A 16,534-nucleotide genomic window follows, 5' to 3' on the forward strand; every position below is an offset into this window, starting at 1 on the left:
ACGGCCAGTTACTCACGGCGGCTTTGCAACTACCCTAAGTAGCCATTTGGCGCCCGTCGGTTCCGAAGAGCGGTCACCGGCCGGGATCAGGCCGCGTCGCGGAGCCACCAGCCCGCCGCGGCGAAGCCCAGGGCGACCACCGCGTCGGGCAGCGCCACCGGCCGCCAGCGGGCCGACCCGGCCGCCGCGGCCAGATCGGTGCCGGCGTGCAGTGCGTCGACCAGCGCCCCGCACCCGGTCACCAGCGGCGTGGGCCGGGCCAGCGTCACCGCACCCTGCACGATCTGACGCGCACCCAGCACCCGCAGCACCGCCACGGCCGGCGCGGCGCCGTACCGGGGAATCCGGTGCGGCGCCGCCACCAGCGCCACGCCCCACGCCACCCGCGCGGCCGCGGCCGCCCTCACCCACGTTGTCGTCGACACACCCGCCCCATACCCCGAACCGGCCCGCTCAGTGCACGACCGCGATCGCCGGCTCGGCATCCTCCACCGGCAGCCGGTGCGGGCGGACCACCAGCAGGCACACCAGGGTCGCGGCCAGCATGCCGGCGAACACCACCACGGCCATCGCCACCGCGCCCACCCCGAGCACCCCGACCAGCGGCGCGGCCAGCGCACCCACCCCGAACTGGACGGCACCGAGCAGCGCCGCCGCGGTGCCGGCCGCCTCACCGTGCCGGGACAGCGCCAGTGCCGGCGCGTTCGGCATCGCCAAACCCACCATGACCAGCACCAGCCACAGCGGGACCAGAATCCCGGCCAGGCCGCCGGCTCCGGTGCCGGCCAGGATCAGCAGCACGACCGCGAACCCCAGCCCGGCCAGCAGCGACCCGCTCAGGATCCGCTGCGGCGTCCACCGGCGCAGTAGCCGCACATTCGCCTGGGTCGCCCCGATCAACCCGACCGCGCCGCCGGCGAAGATCAGCGCGAACTGCTGCTCGCTCATCCCGTACTCGTCCTGGAAAACGTACGACGACCCGCTGACGTAGGCGAACAGCGCGGCCATCGCCAGGCCGGCGACCAGGATCAGCCCGACATACACCCGGTCGGTGAACAACCGCCCGTAGTCGCGCGCCGTGCCCAGCAACCCGCCGTTGCGCCGCCGCTGCCGGGGCAGCGTCTCCGGCAGCACCACCGCGGCCGCCGCCATGATCGCCAGCCCGATCGCGGTCAGCACCACGAACACGCCGCGCCACGAGGCCCAGGTCAGCACCAGCCCGCCCACGGTCGGCGCGAGGATCGGCGCCACCCCGACCACCAGCATCAGCCGGGAGAACAGCCGGGCCGCGGCCAGCCCGTCGAACAGGTCCCGCACCATCGCCATCGCCACCACGGTCGCCGCCGCGGCGCCCAGACCCTGCAGCACCCGCAGCGACCCCAGCACCGCGAGGTTCGGCGCGACGACACAGCAGATCGACGCCAGCACGTGCACGGCGATGCCACTGAGCAGCGGCACCCGCCGCCCCACCGCGTCGGCCAGCGGCCCGATCAGCAACTGCCCGAACGCCAGCCCGACCAGCGTCCCGGTCAGCGTCAGCTGCACCGCCGCCGCGGTGGCGTGCAGGTCATCGGTGATCGTCGGCAGCGACGGAAGGTACATGTCGATGGTCAGCGGCCCGAGCGCGGTCAGGAAACCCAGCACGAGCACGATCCGGAAACGGCGCCCCAGCGGCAGCAACTGCCCTGGCGAAAGGCTCTCGGCGGGTCGATTCACCACCCGATTCTGGTGTACGCCGGGCCACCGCGCAGTCGCCGCCATCACACCGCCCGGTCACCCGTCGGTGGCGATCTTGCACGCCGCGCGCCCACGCTGACCCTGTACGGACGTCAGCACACACCCGCGGTTCGACGATCCGGAAGGTGGCAGCCCGTGGAATCCCGTCAACGTGCGAGAGACCGCACCGTCAGTCCTGCCGTAGCCCTGTGCAGCATCGCGCCGAGCAGCGTGGCGGGCGTCTACGTGTTCACCCAGTCGGTGCCGGTCACGGTGATCGCGGCGGTGGTCACCCTCGGACTGGCCGCCGTCCAGGCCTTTCCCCGCCGGTGAGGACGACGTCGTGACGCTCTGGCAACGGCTCACCGCGCTGCGGGGGCTGCCCGCGTACGGGGAGATCCTGGAATTCGAACTGTTCTTCCGGGGCCGTTTCCCGGAGCTGGTGCGCTTTCTGATGATCAAGGAGGATGCCACGCTGCAGGACGCGGAGGATGCGGTCGAGGACGCCATGAGCTCGGCCTACCGGTGCTGGTCGAAGATCGACAACCCCGATGCCTGGGTACGACAGGCCGCGGTCCACGCGCTGATCGGCATCCGGCGGCGCGACCGTCGTCGCCGGCTCGCGCTGCTGGCCATGCGGGGACAACGCACCGCCGACAGCGACCTTGCGGACAGCGCGCTGCACGAGGAGGCCGAGGGGGTGCTCGCGGTGCTCAAGAAACTGCCGCCGGCCCAGCGCGAAGTGCTGGCATACCGGCTGGACGGCTACCCCCCCGGCGGAGATCGCGCGGCTGATCGGCAAGGACCCGCAGACCGTCCGCAGCAACCTGCGGGCCGCACGCCGGGCGGTCGCCGTGATCCTCGAATCGCCGGTGACCGGCCGAGGAGGTGAATGATGCGGTTCTCCTGGGACGGCGAATCCGCCGACGAGCGGAGCGCGATCGAGCAACGGCTGGCCGACCGGTGGGTCGGCGACCTCGACCGGCTGATCGAACGGCGGCTGAGCGACGACACCGTCGACCGGCGACTGGCCCGGATCACCGGACGCCGGCGCTGGGATTGGCGCCGGTTCCTGACCATGGTGATCGCCTGGTGCACCCGGTCGACGGCGGTCCCGCACCGGCCGCACCGGCCGGCCCGGTCCCGTGGCGGGTCGCCGCTGGCCCGGAAACCGGGCCGGATCGCCCCACCGCGCGGCGGACATCCGCCGAAGCGGCGCCTGCGGGTCGTGGACCGCTCCGGCAGCGGCGCGGTGGCCGCCCTGCCCGCCGTTCCGCTCGAACAGGTCGCCTTCGACCTGCGCCGGCTGGACCGGATGCGACGCTCCGACCACATCCGCCGATCGGACGCGGTGCTGGCGGCGGTGCTGCGCGCCTACGACGCCCGCCTCGAACTGGCCTGCCGGTGCCTCGGCATCGAGGAGCACCTGCAGACGCTGCAGGGCGTCGACCGGGAGCTGGAGCGGCTCCGGCTGGAGGGCGCCCTCGACGACGTCGGGGTGCCGATCCGGGCGATGAATCCATGACGTGGGCCGGCCGGGGCGGATGACATGATGCCACGATGCTCTGGCCGGTTCTCCTCGACGCCGCTCATCCCCATTCCGGCTGGTCGCTGGGGGAGGAGACGGCGGTGCGGCTGCGCTGGTTCGAGCCGGCCGAGGTGCCCGCCGGAATCGGGCTGCGGGGGGTCGCGGCCCACGCCAGCATGGTGGCCGACACCGACGGGCAGATGTGGGCGCAGCTCATCGAGGCGCATTCTCAGCCCGGAGGAATACTTCCGGCTGGCGTACGACCGGCTGCCCGCCGAACAGTGGCAGACCCGGGGTTTCCTCGTCGATCTCGACGTCCCGCCGGCGGGCAACGGGCGTGGTGGCGGCCGTGTGCTCGGATGGAGGGATGGGGGACAGCGTTGAGGTCGCGGCCATCGTCGATGCGCTGCCGGGGCAGGAGTCGGTGCGGCGCCTGGTCCGGCAGGAACTGGCCGACACCGGCCGGGAGCATCTGCTCGACGACGCCGGCGACGACCAGGGGCGGTCGGCGCTGATCGCGGCCCTCGACGAGTGCCTGCGGCAGAACCCGGACTTCGGCTGGGCACTGCGGTCGGCGCTGGCACCCGAACCGGTCGCCGAGCCGGTGCCCCGCGGCTACGAGCCGCCGGCCGGACCGCCGCGGCGCTGGATGCCCGAGGACGAGGTGCGCCGCCGCTGGCCGACGATCCGGGACACCGAAGTGGGCCGGGTCGCCGCCGCACACGGCGTCGACCGCTGGTTCCGCCAGACCGGCCCGGCCACCGGGCTGTACGGCACCGGTGCGCCCGGCACCCTGATGTTCGACACCGACGGCGTGGAACGGGTGGCCACCGGCCTGGCCTCCGGCGAGCTGCGGGTCCGGCCCGAACAGCGCACCGACACCGGACAGGGGCGGGACGCCCACCGTCGCGTCATGGCCACCGCGATCGTCGTCGGCCTCGTCGTGCTGGCCCTGTGCGGTCTGCTCGGTTACCTCGCGGTCCAGTCGTTCCGCCACCCGGCCTCCGGGAGCGGGAGCTCGAACTGCGGCGACTGCGGCTGGCACTGAGGTTGCGATCTGGCCCCTCCGAAGGGGATCATCTGGTCGTGTCCGGAATCGACCAACTGCTGCTGCGGCCGTGGCGCGACGACGACGCACCGGCGGTGCTGGCCGCGTTCGCCACCCCCGACATGGCGACCCAGGCCGGCGAACCGATCACCGACCCGGCCGCGGCCCGGCGGTGGATCACCCACTGGCGCAACGCCGGCGGGGCCCATCCGTTCGCTGTCGCGTATGCCGGCCGGATCGTCGGGCACGTCGCGGTCAGCGCCGTGGACCGGCGGCACTCGGTCGGCTGGGTGTCCTACTGGACGACCCGCGCCGACCGCGGGCACGGGTTCGGCACGGCGGCCACCGCGGCGCTGGCCGAATGGGCCTTCGCCGAGCTCGGCCTGTTCCGCCTGGAGCTGGGGCACCGGGTCGACAACCCGGGCTCGTGCGGCGTCGCCCGCGGCGCCGGATTTCTGGTGGAAGGGCGGGAAAGAGCCAAACTGGCGTACGACGGTGAGCGGTACGACGTCGAACTGCACGCCCGGCTGCGCACCGACCCGGCGCCCGCGCCGCGATACACGTACGCCGTCCAGCGGTGACCTCGCCCGGGACGCGACGGCTGGTGGCCGCGTCGTTCGTGTCGCAGACCGGCAACTGGCTGACCTTCACCGGGCTCGCCCAGCTGGTCCAGTCGCACTACGGATCGGCCGCGACCGCCGCGGCGTTCGCCGCGCAGAGCCTGCCGAGCCTGCTGTTCGTGCGGGCGGTGGTGGAACGCATCCCGGCACGGCGGCGGCGGGCCGTCTACAACCTGAGCCAGGTGGTGCTCGCGGCGCTCAGCCTGTCGCTCGCCGTGGGCACGCCGTTGACGTACACCCTGATCTTCTTCGCCCTGTCGGCGCTGCTGCGCGGCATCGCGAATCCGCTGTTCATGGCGCTGGTCGGGGAGTGGGTGCCGGCCGGTGAGCGGACGGCGGCCTTCATCGCGATCGGGGCGGCCGGGTCGGTGACCCTCGCGCTGTCACCGGCCGTCGGCGGGGTCGTCGCCGTCACCCTGGGGCTACGCTGGCTGGTGATCATCGATGCGATCAGCTTCCTGCTCGGGCTGGCCATCCTCGCCACCGGCCCGGCCGCGGCCGCTCGGGGCGCCACCGCTCCGGCCGCCGCTGCTTCGTCCGCCGCCGCTGCGTCCGCGGCCGATGGTGCCGCCACCGCTCCGGTCGCGGCCGTTCCGTGTGCCACCGTTCCGTCCGCCACCGTTGCGGCCGCCGGCGGGTCGGCCGTTGCCGCGCCGGCTCAGCCGGCGCTGTTCACGCTGCGCAGACTGCTGGCCCGTCCGACCGGACTCGGCGGCGCGTCCGCCTGGACCTGGCTGAGCCTGGCCGGCGCCGCCGTCAACGCGGTCGAACTGCCGGTGTTCACGCTCGTGCACCACTTCGACTCGCGGATGTTCGGGTACGCGCTGTCCTGCTACGGCGCCGGGGGGTTCGCGACGCTGGCGCTGCGCCGCCTCGTCACCGGACGGGAACGGCTGCTGCCGTGGCTGGCCGGCGGCTACCTGCTGGCGATCGTGGCGTGGGTCTTCGGTGGCACCCCGGGCGCGTTCGCCGGATTCTTCGGCGCCGGACTGACGTACGGCCTGATCAACGGTGTGTTGCGGGGCATCCTGGAGCGATCGGCCGGGGTCGATCCGGTGCCCCTCTGGGCGTGGGCGAACCAGGTGGTCGTCGTCGCCAACCTGGCCGTGTACGGCTGTGCCGTCGTCGCGTTCGCCGCCGGCCTGGCCCCGGTCGCGGGCGCGCTCGTCCTCATCGCCATCTGCGCGATCTTCACGCTGCAAGCGGCGCGCGTGAAGGAATCGTGTGCGGCCCCGGCGAATCCGGTGTAGGTCCCGACCGGCGGCTGGTGCGGCGCACCGCGCTGCGGCAGCCGCCCCGCCACGCTGATCCGACCGATCAGCCGAGCGTGACCAGGGAGGCGATGCGCTGCGGGAGCGGGTGGTGGACGCAGCCGACGTCGCACCAGCGGGTGCGGTAGCCGAGCCGGTCGAGTTCGGTGCGGGCGAACCGCATCCAGGCCGGGGGTTCGCCCAGGTTCTTCGGACCGATCAGGCAGGCCGGGAAGTCGGGGTCGGTGACGGCGCGGCTGCGCTGGTGCAGGCACAGGTCGGCGAGAACCTCGTCGACCTCGTGCGGGCTGGCGGCGACGTGCAGCATCCACCGGTCGACGGTCGGCGGCAACGACCACATCGATGATCACCTCCGGAACGGTCGTGGGGAGAAAACCCCGCTCTTAACCGATAAAACGGGAGTCCCGCGCTGTCAAGCCTGTTGCATAATCCCAGCTCAGAGGGGCTTGACGAGGGCGCCCGGGGGTAGTAAACCTGGACCTGAGTTGAGCCTCGGGGGCTCAAGTTTGGAATGGCGGAGGAGGAGGACCATGCTTCTGCGTACAGACCCGTTCCGTGACCTCGACCGCGTTTTCGAGCAGCTCACCGGCACCAGCAGCCGGCCCGCGGTCATGCACGCCGACGCCGAGCGCGACGGCGACACCTTCTACGTGTACTTCGATCTACCCGGCGTCGACCCCGACTCGATCGACCTCACCGTGGAACGCAACGTGTTGCAGGTCCAGGCACGGCGGCAGCGGCAGAGCCGGGACGGCGTCGAGACGGTGATCAGTGAGCGGCCGATGGGGGTGTTCAGCCGGCAGCTGTTCCTCGGCGACACCCTGGACACCGAGCATCTCGACGCAACCTACGACAACGGGGTGCTGACGCTGCGCATCCCGATCTCCGCGAAGGCCAAGCCTCGCAGAATCACCATCGGCACCGGTGGCAGCGGGCCCCGGCAGATCGAGGGCTGACCGCGAGTTTCCGGCAGCGCGGCCCGCCAGGCGCGGGTCGCGCTGCCGCTGCGGCGCGACTTCGGTAGGTTGGTGCGGTTCGCGGGCGGGCGAGGAGGGGCGGCACCATGACGGCGGTTTCAAACGAGCAGTCGGCCACCCCGGGTGTGGACGGGGATCTGCGGGCGCTGTTCGGCCAGTCGATCGCCGTGTTCGCCTCGCTGGGCGGGCCGGAGCACCGGGTGGAGGCGGCCGACCCCGCCTTCTTCGCCGCGATCGGGATGGCGCCCCCGCGTACCGGTGATCCGCTCGTCGACCTTCTTCCGGAGCTCGCCGACCAGGGGTTCATCGAGCTGCTCGCCGAGGTCTACCGCAGCGGTGAACGGTACACCGGGCGGGATGTCCGGGTGGTGCTCGGCCGCGGGGCCCAGGAGCGGGAGGCCTTCTTCGACTTCACGTACGAGCCGCGCCGCGACGCCGCCGGCCGGGTCGCCGGGGTGCACGTGATCGGCGTGGAGACCACCCAGGTCAAGCAGGCGCAGCGGCTGACCGCCGAACACCGGGCGCTGCTGGAGCAGATCGCCCTGCAGGCGCCCCTGGCCGAGGTGCTCGACGGGATGGCCCGCACCATCGAACGCCTGACCCCCCAGGAAGTGCTGGTCAGCGTGCTGCTCGCTGACGCGGACGGACGTCATCTGCGGCACGGGGCGGCGCCCGGCCTGCCCGCCTTCTACAACGAGGCGATCGACGGGATCGCGACCGGTGAGGGCGTCGGCTCCTGCGGGACCGCCGCGCACCGGCGGGAACCGGTGATCGTCACGGACATCGGCACCGACCCGTTCTGGGCCGACTTCCGCGACCTGGCCGGTCGCGCCGGACTCGCCGCCTGCTGGTCGACACCCATCCTGGCCCGCGACGGCAGCCTGCTGGGCACCTTCGCGATGTACCACCGGACACCCCGCGTACCGCAAGAGACCGATCTTGCCCTGAACCGCATCTTCGCCGGCACGGCGGCGCTCGCCATCGAACGGCACCACATCGAACAGGCCAAGGCGGAGGCGGAGGCGCGGGCCAGGGCCGCGCACGACGCGCTTGCCAAGGTGGTACGCGCCGAGCGCGAACTGCGCGCCGAAGCCGAGGAGCGGGCCGCGGCGGCAGCCGACCTCGCCGCCCGGATGCGCTCCGCCGCGGCGGCCCAGGGGGCCGCACCGCACCCGGAGAACTGCCAGCTCGGCGGCGCGTCCGGCTGCACCGAGCCGGCCGAAATCAAGATCGCGGACTCGTGGGGAGACTCCGCCTGGGGGTGTCCGGTCCACGTCGAAGAAGCGATCATCAACGTCCGGTCGGTGTTCATCGCCAGCGAGGAACTCGGCGGCCTCGCGACTTACGTGAACCGCTGACCTCCGGGGGACTGTTCCTTCGCGTCAACGCCTTCCGGGGCGTGTCGCACACCGACGTCCACGCCGCGCTGGCCGCACGCGACGCCGACCTCGCGGCGTTCGACATCCTCAGCCTGCTGGGAATCTCCGACCGTGACCGCGAACTGCCGGACCGGTTGTGGCGCCGGTTCCGCGCCGGCGATCGCTCATAGGTCCTTGACGAGGAAGTTAGTGGTCTCGACGATGTCATGGCCGATGTCCGCGTCGTCGTACCAGGTGTAGCGCGACTCGCTGCTCATCGACGTGTCCCGGTATCCCAGCCGCTCGTACAGGCGAGCCGCACGGGGGTTGTCCGTTGCCACGCCCACGCCGGACATCCGTAATCCGCGGGCGGCGATGCGGCTCTCCGCGGACTGCAGCAGGGCGATCCCCACGCCCCTGCCACGCCGGGCCGGCGCGACCCCCAGCCAGCCGATCTCGGGGCAGCCGCGAACGGCGGCGCGGACGCGCTCGTCGAGGAAACCGGCCCAGGTGATCACTGCCTGCCCGACCGGGACGTCATCGAGCCAGGCGATCAGGTAGTCGATCTCGCCGGTCTGCTGCCGCTGGAAGTGGTACGCCTGGGCATTGTTGCGACCGGTGGGCAGATGACGCTCCAGCGAGGCGAGATCCGCCTCGACACAGGTGGCTGTCCGCATGGGAGCCGATGCTAACCGGCGGGCGCCCCACCGGCCGATTCGGTCAGTCGCCAGAAGGTGGGGGCGACACCGGTCTGACGCTGGAAGAACGTGGTGAAGTTCGCCTGGTCGGCGAAGCCCAGCCGGTGGGCGCACCGGACGACGGTCAGGTCGGTGTGGGCGAGCAGCCGTTTCGCCTCCAGGGTGATCCGCTCGTCGAGGAACCGTTTCGCGCCGACCCCGGTCGCCTCGCTCGTGGCCCGGGTCAGGGTGCGCGGAGAGTAGCCCAGATGACGGGCGTACCAGGCGACCTGATGGTGGGTGGGGAAATGCGCCTCGACCGCCGCCCGGAAGCGGTGGAAGACGTCTCCGGGCTCTCCCGGCGCCGGGGGAGCGGTCCGGGTGACCCGGGCCAGCAGGGCGCTGAGCAGCAGCTTCAGGATCGCCGCCGAGGCTGGTCGGGCGTTGTGCTCGGCGGTCAGGTGGGCGGCTGCGAGGCGGGCGAGGTCTCCGTCGGCGCCGGTCGTCTGCCAGCAGACGGCGGTGGCCGGGTCCTCCGGGACCGCGCCCGCAGTGAAGAGGATCAGCGGACCGTCGACGGCTTCGACGTCCGTCCAGCGGTGGACCGTCCCGGGCCGGATCCACACGATCGTCCCGGGACGCAGCGGGTGGTCGACGAAGTCGGCCCGGTGCCGGCCCTCGCCCGACTCGACGATGGCCAGGATGTGGAATGCCGGCCGCTGCACCCGGGTGCGCCGGTGAGCGCGGTCCATGCGGCGCAGGGCCGCGAAGGAGAGGACCTCGATCGGCAAGGTCTCCGTCCCGGCGGGCGGATCGTACGCAACCTGCCAGATGTCATGTCCGATAGTCACAAGCCGGTGTCACCTTTCGCCACAGGCACCGAGCCGCCGCAACCGTAGCGTTCGAGCCGGAAGGAAGCGTTCCGAGCGTACGAGGAGAGACAGCGACATGACCCCTTTCGACATGTCCGGCACGTTCCAGCAGAAGGTCAACGACGGCGACCTGGAGGGCCTGCTCGGCCTGCTGTCGCCGGAGGCGGTGAGCCGGACGGTGCAGGGCGAGGTGCTCACCGACCCGGCGAAGATCCGCGCCGACCTGGCCGGGCTGCTGTCCGCCCGCCCGCACCTGGTGAACACCGTGCGGCACATCTTCAGCAGCGGCGACGTCGCCCTGATGCTGATCGACTGGACGCTGGAGGTGGACACCCCGGACGGGCGGGCGCAGGCGGCCGGCACGACGACGAACGTGGTGCGCCGCGGCCACGACGGTGAGTGGCGGCTCGCCATTCTCAACCCGATCGGCACCGCCGCCTGAAAATGCGGAGATGGCCGGGGCCCCGGCTGCCAGACTCGGCGGGTGGAGATCACAGTGGAGGATGGCACCCGGCTGGTCGCGCGGCGGATCGGGCGCGGCGAACCGGTCGTCCTGGTGCACGGTTCGGCGGGTGGGCTGGATTCGTGGGATCCGGTCCACCCGCTGCTGAGCGACCGGTTCGCGGTGTGGGTCTACGCGCGTCGCGGGTACGCGCCGAGTGACCGCGCCGGCGGCCCGAAGACGTACGCCGATGATGTCGCCGATCTGCGGGCCGTGATCGCCGCGGCCGGCGGGTCGGCGCACGTGGTCGGCGCGTCCTACGGCGCGACGGTCGGGCTGCACGCGGCGGCCGGGGACGCGATGGGCGTCCGGTCGCTGGCGTTGTTCGAGCCGCCGCTGTTCGCGGCCGGGGCGGGGCTGGCCGCCACCCTGGACCTCTATCGCAAGCTGCTGCGCGACGGCGACCCCGCGGCCGCGGCGGTGCTGTTCGCCGAGCAGGTGTCCCGGGTGCCCGCGCCGATCCTCGCCGCGCTGGCCGGGGCCGCGCCGCCGGATCCGGCCGAGATGGTCGGCTGCCTGCACGACCTGGAGGCGATGGTCGACGACACCCTCGACGTCGGGCGGTGGGGCGGGACCGGTGTGCCGGTGCTGCTGCTGCAGGGCAGCGACACCTGGGCGCCGATGCCGGAGACGATGGAGGCGCTGGCGGCCACCCTGCCGGACGTCACCCGGGTGACGCTGGCCGGCCAGTCGCACTTCGCGACGCACACCGCGCCACGGATGGTCGCCGGCGCCCTGCTCGACTTCCTGGGTTGAGCCCCGAGCCGCCCGACACGTTCCGCCGGGTGCGACGCTGGATGGCCGCGGGTCTGCTGGCGTCGCTGTCCGGGACGTTCGTGGTCGCCGGCGTGATTCCCGGGGCCGTGGCGGCCGGGGTGCTGCCGATCGTCTGGCTTCCGGTGATCCAGAGCATCGAGACGATCGAGGACATGAGCAGCCCGGTCGTCGCCCGGCTGCTGCGCGACCGGGACCCGGGGCGGGTGCTGGTGGCGTGCGAGGCGTTCGATGTGGTGGCGTGCGCCCTCGCGCTCGCACTGATCTGGACGACACCGCTCCGGCCGGCGGTCGTCTTCGTCGCGTACGTGCTGATCGTCTCGGTTGTTCCGTTGTTCGTCGACGTCGCCGAGGAGCTGTTCACCGGGGAGATCGCGCGGATCAGCCACGGAGCGGCGGTGCGCTTCAACATCACGGTGTACGCGATGCTCGGAGTCTCCGGGTCGCTGATGGCCAGGCCGCTGGGCAGCCTGCTCGCGGCCGCGGCGCTGCCGGCCGCGCTCGGCGTCAACCTGTGCTGCTCGCTGGCGGGACTTCTGCTGCGCCGCCGTTCGGTGCGTACCCTCGCGGCGATCGCGGTGAACCCGCCTGAGGCCGCACCGGAGAGCAGGTCGGTGCGTGCATCGCTGAGCGACATCGTCAGAGCAGTGGGACCCGGCAGCCCGGTGGTCTCCGGGCTGCTGGCCTGCTCGGCCAGCATTGTCGCCGGCTATCTCGCGCAGTGGGCGGCCCAGGCGATGCCGCGTCCCAGTGCGGCGCTCACCGCCCTGCTCGTCGCCAGCGGTGTCGGCGCCACGGTGGGCCCGTACCTCGCCCGGGGTGTACCGCTGCGCGTACTGCTCGTCGCGCGGATCGCGGCACTCGGGGCCGTCTGCGGGCTCGCGCTGACTGGTGGCCTGGGCGGTGGCCTTCGGTTCGCAGGGATGCTGGTGCTCACGGTGTGTTTCGCGGCGGCCGTCCAGGGCGCCGCGGTGCTCCAGGCGACCGCACGCCAGGCCCGGTATCGGGGCCATCTTCTCGCGCAGATGGTGGGCTGGAGTCACTCTCTCGCGGCGGCGGGCACGTTCGTCGGGGTGTGGTGCGGGCTGGCGTTGGGGGTGCAGCGCGCGCCGGTTGCCGGTGTTCTCGCCGCGGTGGCCGTCACGCTGGCCGCCATGACACGACTCTCGCCCCGGCGTCGCTAGCTTGCTAGCATGCTAGCATCGGGTCGTGGGTGAGACGGACGTCAAACAGTTCAACGTGTACCTGCCGGTCGAGCTGATCAAGCAGGTCAAACTCCGGGCCGTCGAGTCCGGCTCGTCGCTGTCGGCGCTGGTCGCCGACGCCCTGCGCGCCTACCTGGACAAGCCGCACGAAAAGGAGATCTGATGGCGACCGAAGGCATCGAGGCCGTGTTCCTGGAGACGCACAACTGGGGCCGGGCGGCCAAGTTCTTCCAGTCTCTGGGCTACGAGCTGGAATTCTCCACCGACCACAACTCCGGGCAACTGCGCAACGGCGACGGGGCGTACGTGTTCATCGCCGAGGTGCCCCAGGACCGCGAGCCGACCACCCGGATCGTGCTGCGCGTGCCGGACGGGGATGCGCTCGCCCTCGATCCGGTCGTCGAGGTGGTCAGCCCGTTCAGCGACACCCACTACGGGACCCGGGAGATGATCGTCCGCGATCCGGACGGGCGGCTGTGGAATCTGCAGGCACCCGCCAGCGGGAAGCCCTGATGGACGGCACCGCGGTGCGCACCGCGCTGTGGCGGGCGCTGCACGTGGAGCTCGACGCGCCGCCGCACGTTCTGGCGGACACGGTCGGGCGGGCACTGGCCGCTGCGGGCGACGACTGGCGTGCCCGGCCGGACATGGACCCGGAATTCACCCGCACGTTCCGGGCCGGGATGGTGGCGCGGGCGCGGTTCGTCGAGGATCTCGTCGTCCAGCAGGCCGATCGTGGCGTCAGCCAGTATGTGATCCTCGGGGCGGGGCTGGACACCCTGGCCCAGCGTCGTCCGGAGCTGGGCGGGCGGCTGCGGATCTTCGAGATCGACCGGCCGGGGCCTCAGGAGTGGAAACGACGCCGTCTGCAGGAGGCGGGCTACGGCGTGCCCGAGTGGCTGCGCCTCGTCCCGGTCGACTTCGAGGTGGGTGCGGACTGGCTGAAGCCGCTGGTCGCGGCCGGTTTCGACGTCGGCAGGCCGGCGGTGGTGGTCTCCACCGGGGTCTCGATGTATCTCACGAGGGAGGCTACGGCGACCACCCTGCGGCAGGTGGCCGGGCTGGCGGCGGGGTCGGTTTTCGCCATGACGTTCCTGCTGCCGGTCGACCTGGTGGACGAGGCTGACCGGCCCGGCCTGCGGGCGAGCACGGCGGGCGCACGGGCCTCGCGCACGCCCTTCGTCAGTTTCTACACACCGGCTGAGATGCTCGACATCGCGAGCCGTATGGGGTTCGGCGAGGTTCGGCACGTGTCCGCCGCCGACCTCGCTGAGCGGTATTTCGCCGGTCGTCCGGACGGCCTCCGGCCCTCCAGCGGAGAGGACTTCCTGGTGGCCCGCTCAGGGTAGGACAGCGGTCCGGGAAGTATCGGATTTAGCCTGCTCATCTTTACTATGGTGAAGCGTGATCGACTACCGGCTGCTGTTCCGGCGCGCCCCGACGCCGCTGCTGGTCCTCGATCCCGGCCTGGTGATCGTCGAGGCGAGCGACGCCTATCTCGCGGCCACCCTCACCCGGCGCGAGGACATCGTCGGACGGCACATCTTCGCGGCTTTCCCCGACAATCCCGATGACCCGGAGGCCGACGGCGTCCAGGCGATCAACGCCTCGCTGCAGCGGGTGCTGCGCGACCGCGCCCCCGACGTGATGCCGATCCAGAATTACGACGTCCCGCAGCCGGGCGGCGGCTTCGCCACCCGGTACTGGGCGCCGCTGCACGCCCCGCTGGTCAACGCCCACGGTGAGCTGCAGTACATCGTGCAACGGCCGGAGGACGTCACCGCGCTGATGGTTTCCCAGACCGCCGGCGGTGAGCTGGGCCGGCTCACCGAGGAGTTGTCCCGGCGCATCGGGCAGGCGGAGGCCGAGATCCTGGCCCGGCGGCAGTTGCAGCAACAGCAGCAGGAGACCATGCAGGTGCTCGCCGACAGCCTGACCACCGCGGTGTTCGGCTGCGACAGCGTCGGACGGCCGGTGCTGTGCAACGACGCGGCGCGTGCGCTCGCCGGCGGCCGGCTCGACGATGCCCCCGCCGAGCAGTGGCCGCAGCGGCTGCACCTGCACGACCCGGCCGGGCGTCCGCTGACGGAGGCGGGCAACCCGCTGGTCAGCGCGCTGCGCGGGGAACACGTCCGCGACGCCGAGGTCGTCATGCGCACGCCGGACGCCCCGGCGCGGACCTTCCTGGTGCATGCCCGCCCGATCGAGGGCCGTGCCGACGTCCTCGCCGTGGTGGCGATGAACGACGTGACAGCACTGCGGCGCGCCGCCCGGTTGAAGGAATGCGAGCTGCGGACCTCGACGGTCCTCGCGAGCGCGGAGCCTGCCGACGAGGTGCTTGCCGACGCGGTGCAGGTCATCGGTTCGATGATCGGCTGGGCGGCGACGGAGCTCTGGATCGTCGACGAGATCGGGCAGGTCCTTCGCCGCGCCGCCTGCTGGGCGGCCGACGGTCACGGCTGGTCCTGCACGGACGGCGAACCGCTGCCGCCCGACGGCGGGCTCCCGGCCCGGGCCTGGCGGAGCAACCAGCCGCTCTGGGCGACCGAGCTCGGCGACGACCGGACACCGCTGCGCGCCGCGCTGGCCATTCCGGTGTCCAGCGGCGCCGATGTGCTGGGTGTGCTGGTCTGTTCCAGCGACACGCCCGAGGTGCCCGACGACACCCGCACCGCGATCCTCACCGGGATCGGCGCGCAGCTGGGTGGATTCCTCGAACGCCGCCGGGCCGCCGGCCTCGCCGCCGAACTGGACCGCATCAGGAACGAGTATGCCTCGCTGGTCGGTCACGAGGTGCGTACGCCGCTGACCAAGATCCAGGCCTACACCGAGCTGTTGCTCGACGAGCCGGACCTCGTCGAAGACCATCGCGACATGGTGCGGGTGGTGCACCGCAACGTCGGCATCCTCACGGTCATCGTCGATAAGCTGCTGGACGTGGCCGGCCTCCGGTCCGGCCACCTCGAGGTCCACCGCCGGACGATGGACCTGGCCGCGGTCGTGCGCCAGGCGGTGGAGGCGGCGCGCGAGCGCGCACACCGGGACGTGACCATCGAGGTCGACACTCCCGCCACGACGCTGATCCAGGGCGATCGGGACCGGCTGCGCCAGGTCGTCGACGAACTGCTGAACAACGCACTGATCTGGGCGGCGGAGCACTCTGCGATCGCGGTGACCCTGCGCGCCGACGCACACGCCGCCGTGCTCAGTGTGTCCAACACCGGCGAGCCGATTCCCGCGGACGAGCGAGACCGCGTGTTCGACCTGTTCTTCCGCGGCGACGCCGTCCGGCACAGCGGCATACCCGGCTCCGGGTTGGGCCTCACCTTGGCGCGCGCCGTGGTGGAACAGCACGGCGGCAGCATCGTCGTGAGCGACCCGGCGGAACCCCTGACCGTCTTCGCGGTGCGCCTGCCCGCCTGACAGAGATGATGTTGGTGAGCACCTCCGGCCAGGGTTTGACCCATCGCCTGACTGACTTCGGGTCCTCAACGGGATTCGTCGGCCCTGGCCGGAAGGTGCTCGTGCACTCACTGGACGTGGCGTTATGACTTCATAGGAGCCTGGCCAGAGGCCCCATCTCTGTCTTGTCCGCGTTGCCCGGCTGGTGCGTGCCGCCCTGCCCCAGTCACGAACGACAGGACGACGATGCCCTCCATTACACCTGATGGCGCCCCGATCGAGGTCTCCGGCGGGGTCGACACCCACCAGGACACTCACACCGCGGCGGTAATCGACCTGGTCGGGCGGGTGCGCAGTTGCGCTGCACCAGATCATCGCTCCACCGATGCTTGGACGAGAACCCGCATCGTCGACGCCCAGTCGCCACCCGGATATCGACTGACCGCGTCACCGGCGGATGAACACCAACGCCACCTCACTTCCTCTAGTTAGCCGCCTGGCCACGCAACCTACGCCTACGCCTCACATGCACCGTCATGAATTAGTTCGCTTGTACGAACCGCGCAGGTGCTTGTCGCCTGGCC

The 16,534-nt window shown here is 72.0% G+C and carries 22 protein-coding genes; 16 read left to right on the top strand and 6 right to left on the bottom strand.

Annotated elements, in window-relative coordinates; translation table 11 throughout:
* Positions 1-86: 86 nt before the first annotated feature.
* Positions 87-425 carry a hypothetical protein gene (locus ACSP50_RS16215; protein ID WP_155123512.1) on the bottom strand — a complete coding sequence of 113 codons (339 nt, stop codon included), beginning with the start codon at positions 423-425 and terminating at the stop codon, positions 87-89.
* Between the two features lie 28 nt (positions 426-453).
* On the bottom strand, positions 454-1,761 hold the full coding sequence (locus tag ACSP50_RS16220; RefSeq protein ID WP_014690309.1) for a multidrug effflux MFS transporter: 1,308 nt from the start codon (positions 1,759-1,761) through the stop codon (positions 454-456).
* A 111-nt stretch (positions 1,762-1,872) separates the two neighbouring features.
* Between ACSP50_RS16220 and ACSP50_RS41900 the strand changes: the two genes are divergently transcribed.
* Genes ACSP50_RS41900 through ACSP50_RS16230 form a run of 3 tightly spaced genes read left to right on the top strand, consistent with a single transcriptional unit; the run spans position 1,873 to position 3,241 of the window.
* The gene (locus ACSP50_RS41900) at positions 1,873-2,049 is read left to right on the top strand and encodes a hypothetical protein (RefSeq protein WP_014690310.1); all 177 of its coding nucleotides are present in this window, start codon (positions 1,873-1,875) and stop codon (positions 2,047-2,049) included.
* 10 nt (positions 2,050-2,059) lie between these two features.
* The gene (locus tag ACSP50_RS16225) at positions 2,060-2,608 is read left to right on the top strand and encodes an RNA polymerase sigma factor (protein ID WP_014690311.1); all 549 of its coding nucleotides are present in this window, start codon (positions 2,060-2,062) and stop codon (positions 2,606-2,608) included.
* Between the two features lie 3 nt (positions 2,609-2,611).
* The gene (locus ACSP50_RS16230) at positions 2,612-3,241 is read left to right on the top strand and encodes a hypothetical protein (RefSeq protein WP_014690312.1); all 630 of its coding nucleotides are present in this window, start codon (positions 2,612-2,614) and stop codon (positions 3,239-3,241) included.
* A gap of 64 nt (positions 3,242-3,305) precedes the next feature.
* Here ACSP50_RS16230 and ACSP50_RS41905 read toward each other — a convergent pair whose 3' ends face one another.
* Positions 3,306-3,461, bottom strand: a complete 156-nt coding sequence (locus ACSP50_RS41905; protein ID WP_014690313.1) for a hypothetical protein — start codon at positions 3,459-3,461, stop codon at positions 3,306-3,308.
* Between the two features lie 150 nt (positions 3,462-3,611).
* Between ACSP50_RS41905 and ACSP50_RS16235 the strand changes: the two genes are divergently transcribed.
* The 3 genes from ACSP50_RS16235 to ACSP50_RS16245 are packed head-to-tail and all read left to right on the top strand — an operon-like array spanning position 3,612 to position 6,162.
* The gene (locus tag ACSP50_RS16235) at positions 3,612-4,292 is read left to right on the top strand and encodes a hypothetical protein (RefSeq protein WP_014690314.1); all 681 of its coding nucleotides are present in this window, start codon (positions 3,612-3,614) and stop codon (positions 4,290-4,292) included.
* A gap of 38 nt (positions 4,293-4,330) precedes the next feature.
* Positions 4,331-4,873, top strand: a complete 543-nt coding sequence (locus tag ACSP50_RS16240) for a GNAT family N-acetyltransferase (RefSeq protein WP_014690315.1) — start codon at positions 4,331-4,333, stop codon at positions 4,871-4,873.
* Positions 4,870-6,162, top strand: coding sequence for an MFS transporter (locus ACSP50_RS16245; RefSeq protein ID WP_014690316.1), 1,293 nt, complete (start codon positions 4,870-4,872; stop codon positions 6,160-6,162). The genes ACSP50_RS16240 and ACSP50_RS16245 overlap by 4 nt, the downstream gene beginning before the upstream one ends.
* A gap of 67 nt (positions 6,163-6,229) precedes the next feature.
* Here the strand turns inward: ACSP50_RS16245 and ACSP50_RS16250 are convergent, their stop codons facing one another.
* Complete coding sequence (locus ACSP50_RS16250; protein WP_014690317.1) at positions 6,230-6,523, bottom strand: hypothetical protein; 294 nt, start codon at positions 6,521-6,523, stop codon at positions 6,230-6,232.
* Between the two features lie 190 nt (positions 6,524-6,713).
* Between ACSP50_RS16250 and ACSP50_RS16255 the strand changes: the two genes are divergently transcribed.
* The 3 genes from ACSP50_RS16255 to ACSP50_RS41910 all read left to right on the top strand — a co-directional run bounded on the left by ACSP50_RS16255 (position 6,714) and on the right by ACSP50_RS41910 (position 8,709).
* On the top strand, positions 6,714-7,139 hold the full coding sequence (locus tag ACSP50_RS16255) for an Hsp20/alpha crystallin family protein (RefSeq protein ID WP_014690318.1): 426 nt from the start codon (positions 6,714-6,716) through the stop codon (positions 7,137-7,139).
* 107 nt (positions 7,140-7,246) lie between these two features.
* On the top strand, positions 7,247-8,518 hold the full coding sequence (locus ACSP50_RS16260) for a GAF domain-containing protein (protein ID WP_014690319.1): 1,272 nt from the start codon (positions 7,247-7,249) through the stop codon (positions 8,516-8,518).
* Between the two features lie 41 nt (positions 8,519-8,559).
* On the top strand, positions 8,560-8,709 hold the full coding sequence (locus ACSP50_RS41910; RefSeq protein WP_014690320.1) for a hypothetical protein: 150 nt from the start codon (positions 8,560-8,562) through the stop codon (positions 8,707-8,709).
* On the opposite strand, the gene ACSP50_RS16265 is transcribed toward ACSP50_RS41910, so the two are convergent.
* Together ACSP50_RS16265 and ACSP50_RS16270 are read right to left on the bottom strand one after the other, a co-directional pair.
* Entirely contained in the window at positions 8,704-9,195 is a 492-nt protein-coding gene (locus ACSP50_RS16265) for a GNAT family N-acetyltransferase (RefSeq protein ID WP_014690321.1), read from the bottom strand. The genes ACSP50_RS41910 and ACSP50_RS16265 overlap by 6 nt on opposite strands.
* An 11-nt stretch (positions 9,196-9,206) precedes the next feature.
* Positions 9,207-10,046, bottom strand: a complete 840-nt coding sequence (locus ACSP50_RS16270) for an AraC family transcriptional regulator (RefSeq protein ID WP_014690322.1) — start codon at positions 10,044-10,046, stop codon at positions 9,207-9,209.
* Positions 10,047-10,143: 97 nt separating this feature from the next.
* Here ACSP50_RS16270 and ACSP50_RS43030 point away from each other — a divergent pair, with 97 nt between their 5' ends.
* Genes ACSP50_RS43030 through ACSP50_RS16305 form a run of 7 tightly spaced genes read left to right on the top strand, consistent with a single transcriptional unit; the run spans position 10,144 to position 15,971 of the window.
* Positions 10,144-10,509: a nuclear transport factor 2 family protein gene (locus tag ACSP50_RS43030; protein WP_014690323.1), complete on the top strand. Its 366-nt coding sequence runs from the start codon at positions 10,144-10,146 to the stop codon at positions 10,507-10,509.
* A 42-nt stretch (positions 10,510-10,551) separates the two neighbouring features.
* Positions 10,552-11,325 carry an alpha/beta fold hydrolase gene (locus ACSP50_RS16280; RefSeq protein WP_043511525.1) on the top strand — a complete coding sequence of 258 codons (774 nt, stop codon included), beginning with the start codon at positions 10,552-10,554 and terminating at the stop codon, positions 11,323-11,325.
* 29 nt (positions 11,326-11,354) lie between these two features.
* Positions 11,355-12,527: an MFS transporter gene (locus ACSP50_RS16285; protein ID WP_155123513.1), complete on the top strand. Its 1,173-nt coding sequence runs from the start codon at positions 11,355-11,357 to the stop codon at positions 12,525-12,527.
* 25 nt (positions 12,528-12,552) lie between these two features.
* Positions 12,553-12,711 (top strand): ribbon-helix-helix protein, CopG family, encoded by a 159-nt coding sequence (locus ACSP50_RS16290; protein ID WP_014690326.1) that lies wholly within the window; start codon positions 12,553-12,555, stop codon positions 12,709-12,711.
* Positions 12,711-13,061 carry a glyoxalase/bleomycin resistance/extradiol dioxygenase family protein gene (locus ACSP50_RS16295; protein WP_014690327.1) on the top strand — a complete coding sequence of 117 codons (351 nt, stop codon included), beginning with the start codon at positions 12,711-12,713 and terminating at the stop codon, positions 13,059-13,061. The genes ACSP50_RS16290 and ACSP50_RS16295 overlap by 1 nt, the downstream gene beginning before the upstream one ends.
* The gene (locus ACSP50_RS16300) at positions 13,061-13,897 is read left to right on the top strand and encodes a class I SAM-dependent methyltransferase (RefSeq protein ID WP_014690328.1); all 837 of its coding nucleotides are present in this window, start codon (positions 13,061-13,063) and stop codon (positions 13,895-13,897) included. The genes ACSP50_RS16295 and ACSP50_RS16300 overlap by 1 nt, the downstream gene beginning before the upstream one ends.
* A gap of 55 nt (positions 13,898-13,952) precedes the next feature.
* Positions 13,953-15,971 carry an ATP-binding protein gene (locus tag ACSP50_RS16305; RefSeq protein WP_014690329.1) on the top strand — a complete coding sequence of 673 codons (2,019 nt, stop codon included), beginning with the start codon at positions 13,953-13,955 and terminating at the stop codon, positions 15,969-15,971.
* The last annotated feature ends 563 nt before the right edge of the window (positions 15,972-16,534 follow it).

The organism is Actinoplanes sp. SE50/110 (genome assembly GCF_900119315.1).
In the GTDB taxonomy this organism is placed as follows: domain Bacteria; phylum Actinomycetota; class Actinomycetes; order Mycobacteriales; family Micromonosporaceae; genus Actinoplanes.

Excerpts from the sequence above, each read along its gene's own strand:
- ACSP50_RS43030 (WP_014690323.1), top strand. The coding sequence starts at position 10,144 with ATGACCCCTTTCGACATGTCCGGCACGTTCCAGCAGAAGGTCAACGAC.
- ACSP50_RS16295 (WP_014690327.1), top strand. The coding sequence starts at position 12,711 with ATGGCGACCGAAGGCATCGAGGCCGTGTTCCTGGAGACGCACAACTGG.
- ACSP50_RS16265 (WP_014690321.1), bottom strand. The coding sequence starts at position 9,195 with ATGCGGACAGCCACCTGTGTCGAGGCGGATCTCGCCTCGCTGGAGCGT.
- ACSP50_RS16250 (WP_014690317.1), bottom strand. The coding sequence starts at position 6,523 with ATGTGGTCGTTGCCGCCGACCGTCGACCGGTGGATGCTGCACGTCGCC.
- ACSP50_RS16220 (WP_014690309.1), bottom strand. The coding sequence starts at position 1,761 with ATGGCGGCGACTGCGCGGTGGCCCGGCGTACACCAGAATCGGGTGGTG.
- ACSP50_RS16255 (WP_014690318.1), top strand. The coding sequence starts at position 6,714 with ATGCTTCTGCGTACAGACCCGTTCCGTGACCTCGACCGCGTTTTCGAG.
- ACSP50_RS16235 (WP_014690314.1), top strand. The coding sequence starts at position 3,612 with ATGGGGGACAGCGTTGAGGTCGCGGCCATCGTCGATGCGCTGCCGGGG.
- ACSP50_RS16260 (WP_014690319.1), top strand. The coding sequence starts at position 7,247 with ATGACGGCGGTTTCAAACGAGCAGTCGGCCACCCCGGGTGTGGACGGG.
- ACSP50_RS41905 (WP_014690313.1), bottom strand. The coding sequence starts at position 3,461 with ATGAGCTGCGCCCACATCTGCCCGTCGGTGTCGGCCACCATGCTGGCG.
- ACSP50_RS16230 (WP_014690312.1), top strand. The coding sequence starts at position 2,612 with ATGCGGTTCTCCTGGGACGGCGAATCCGCCGACGAGCGGAGCGCGATC.
- ACSP50_RS16300 (WP_014690328.1), top strand. The coding sequence starts at position 13,061 with ATGGACGGCACCGCGGTGCGCACCGCGCTGTGGCGGGCGCTGCACGTG.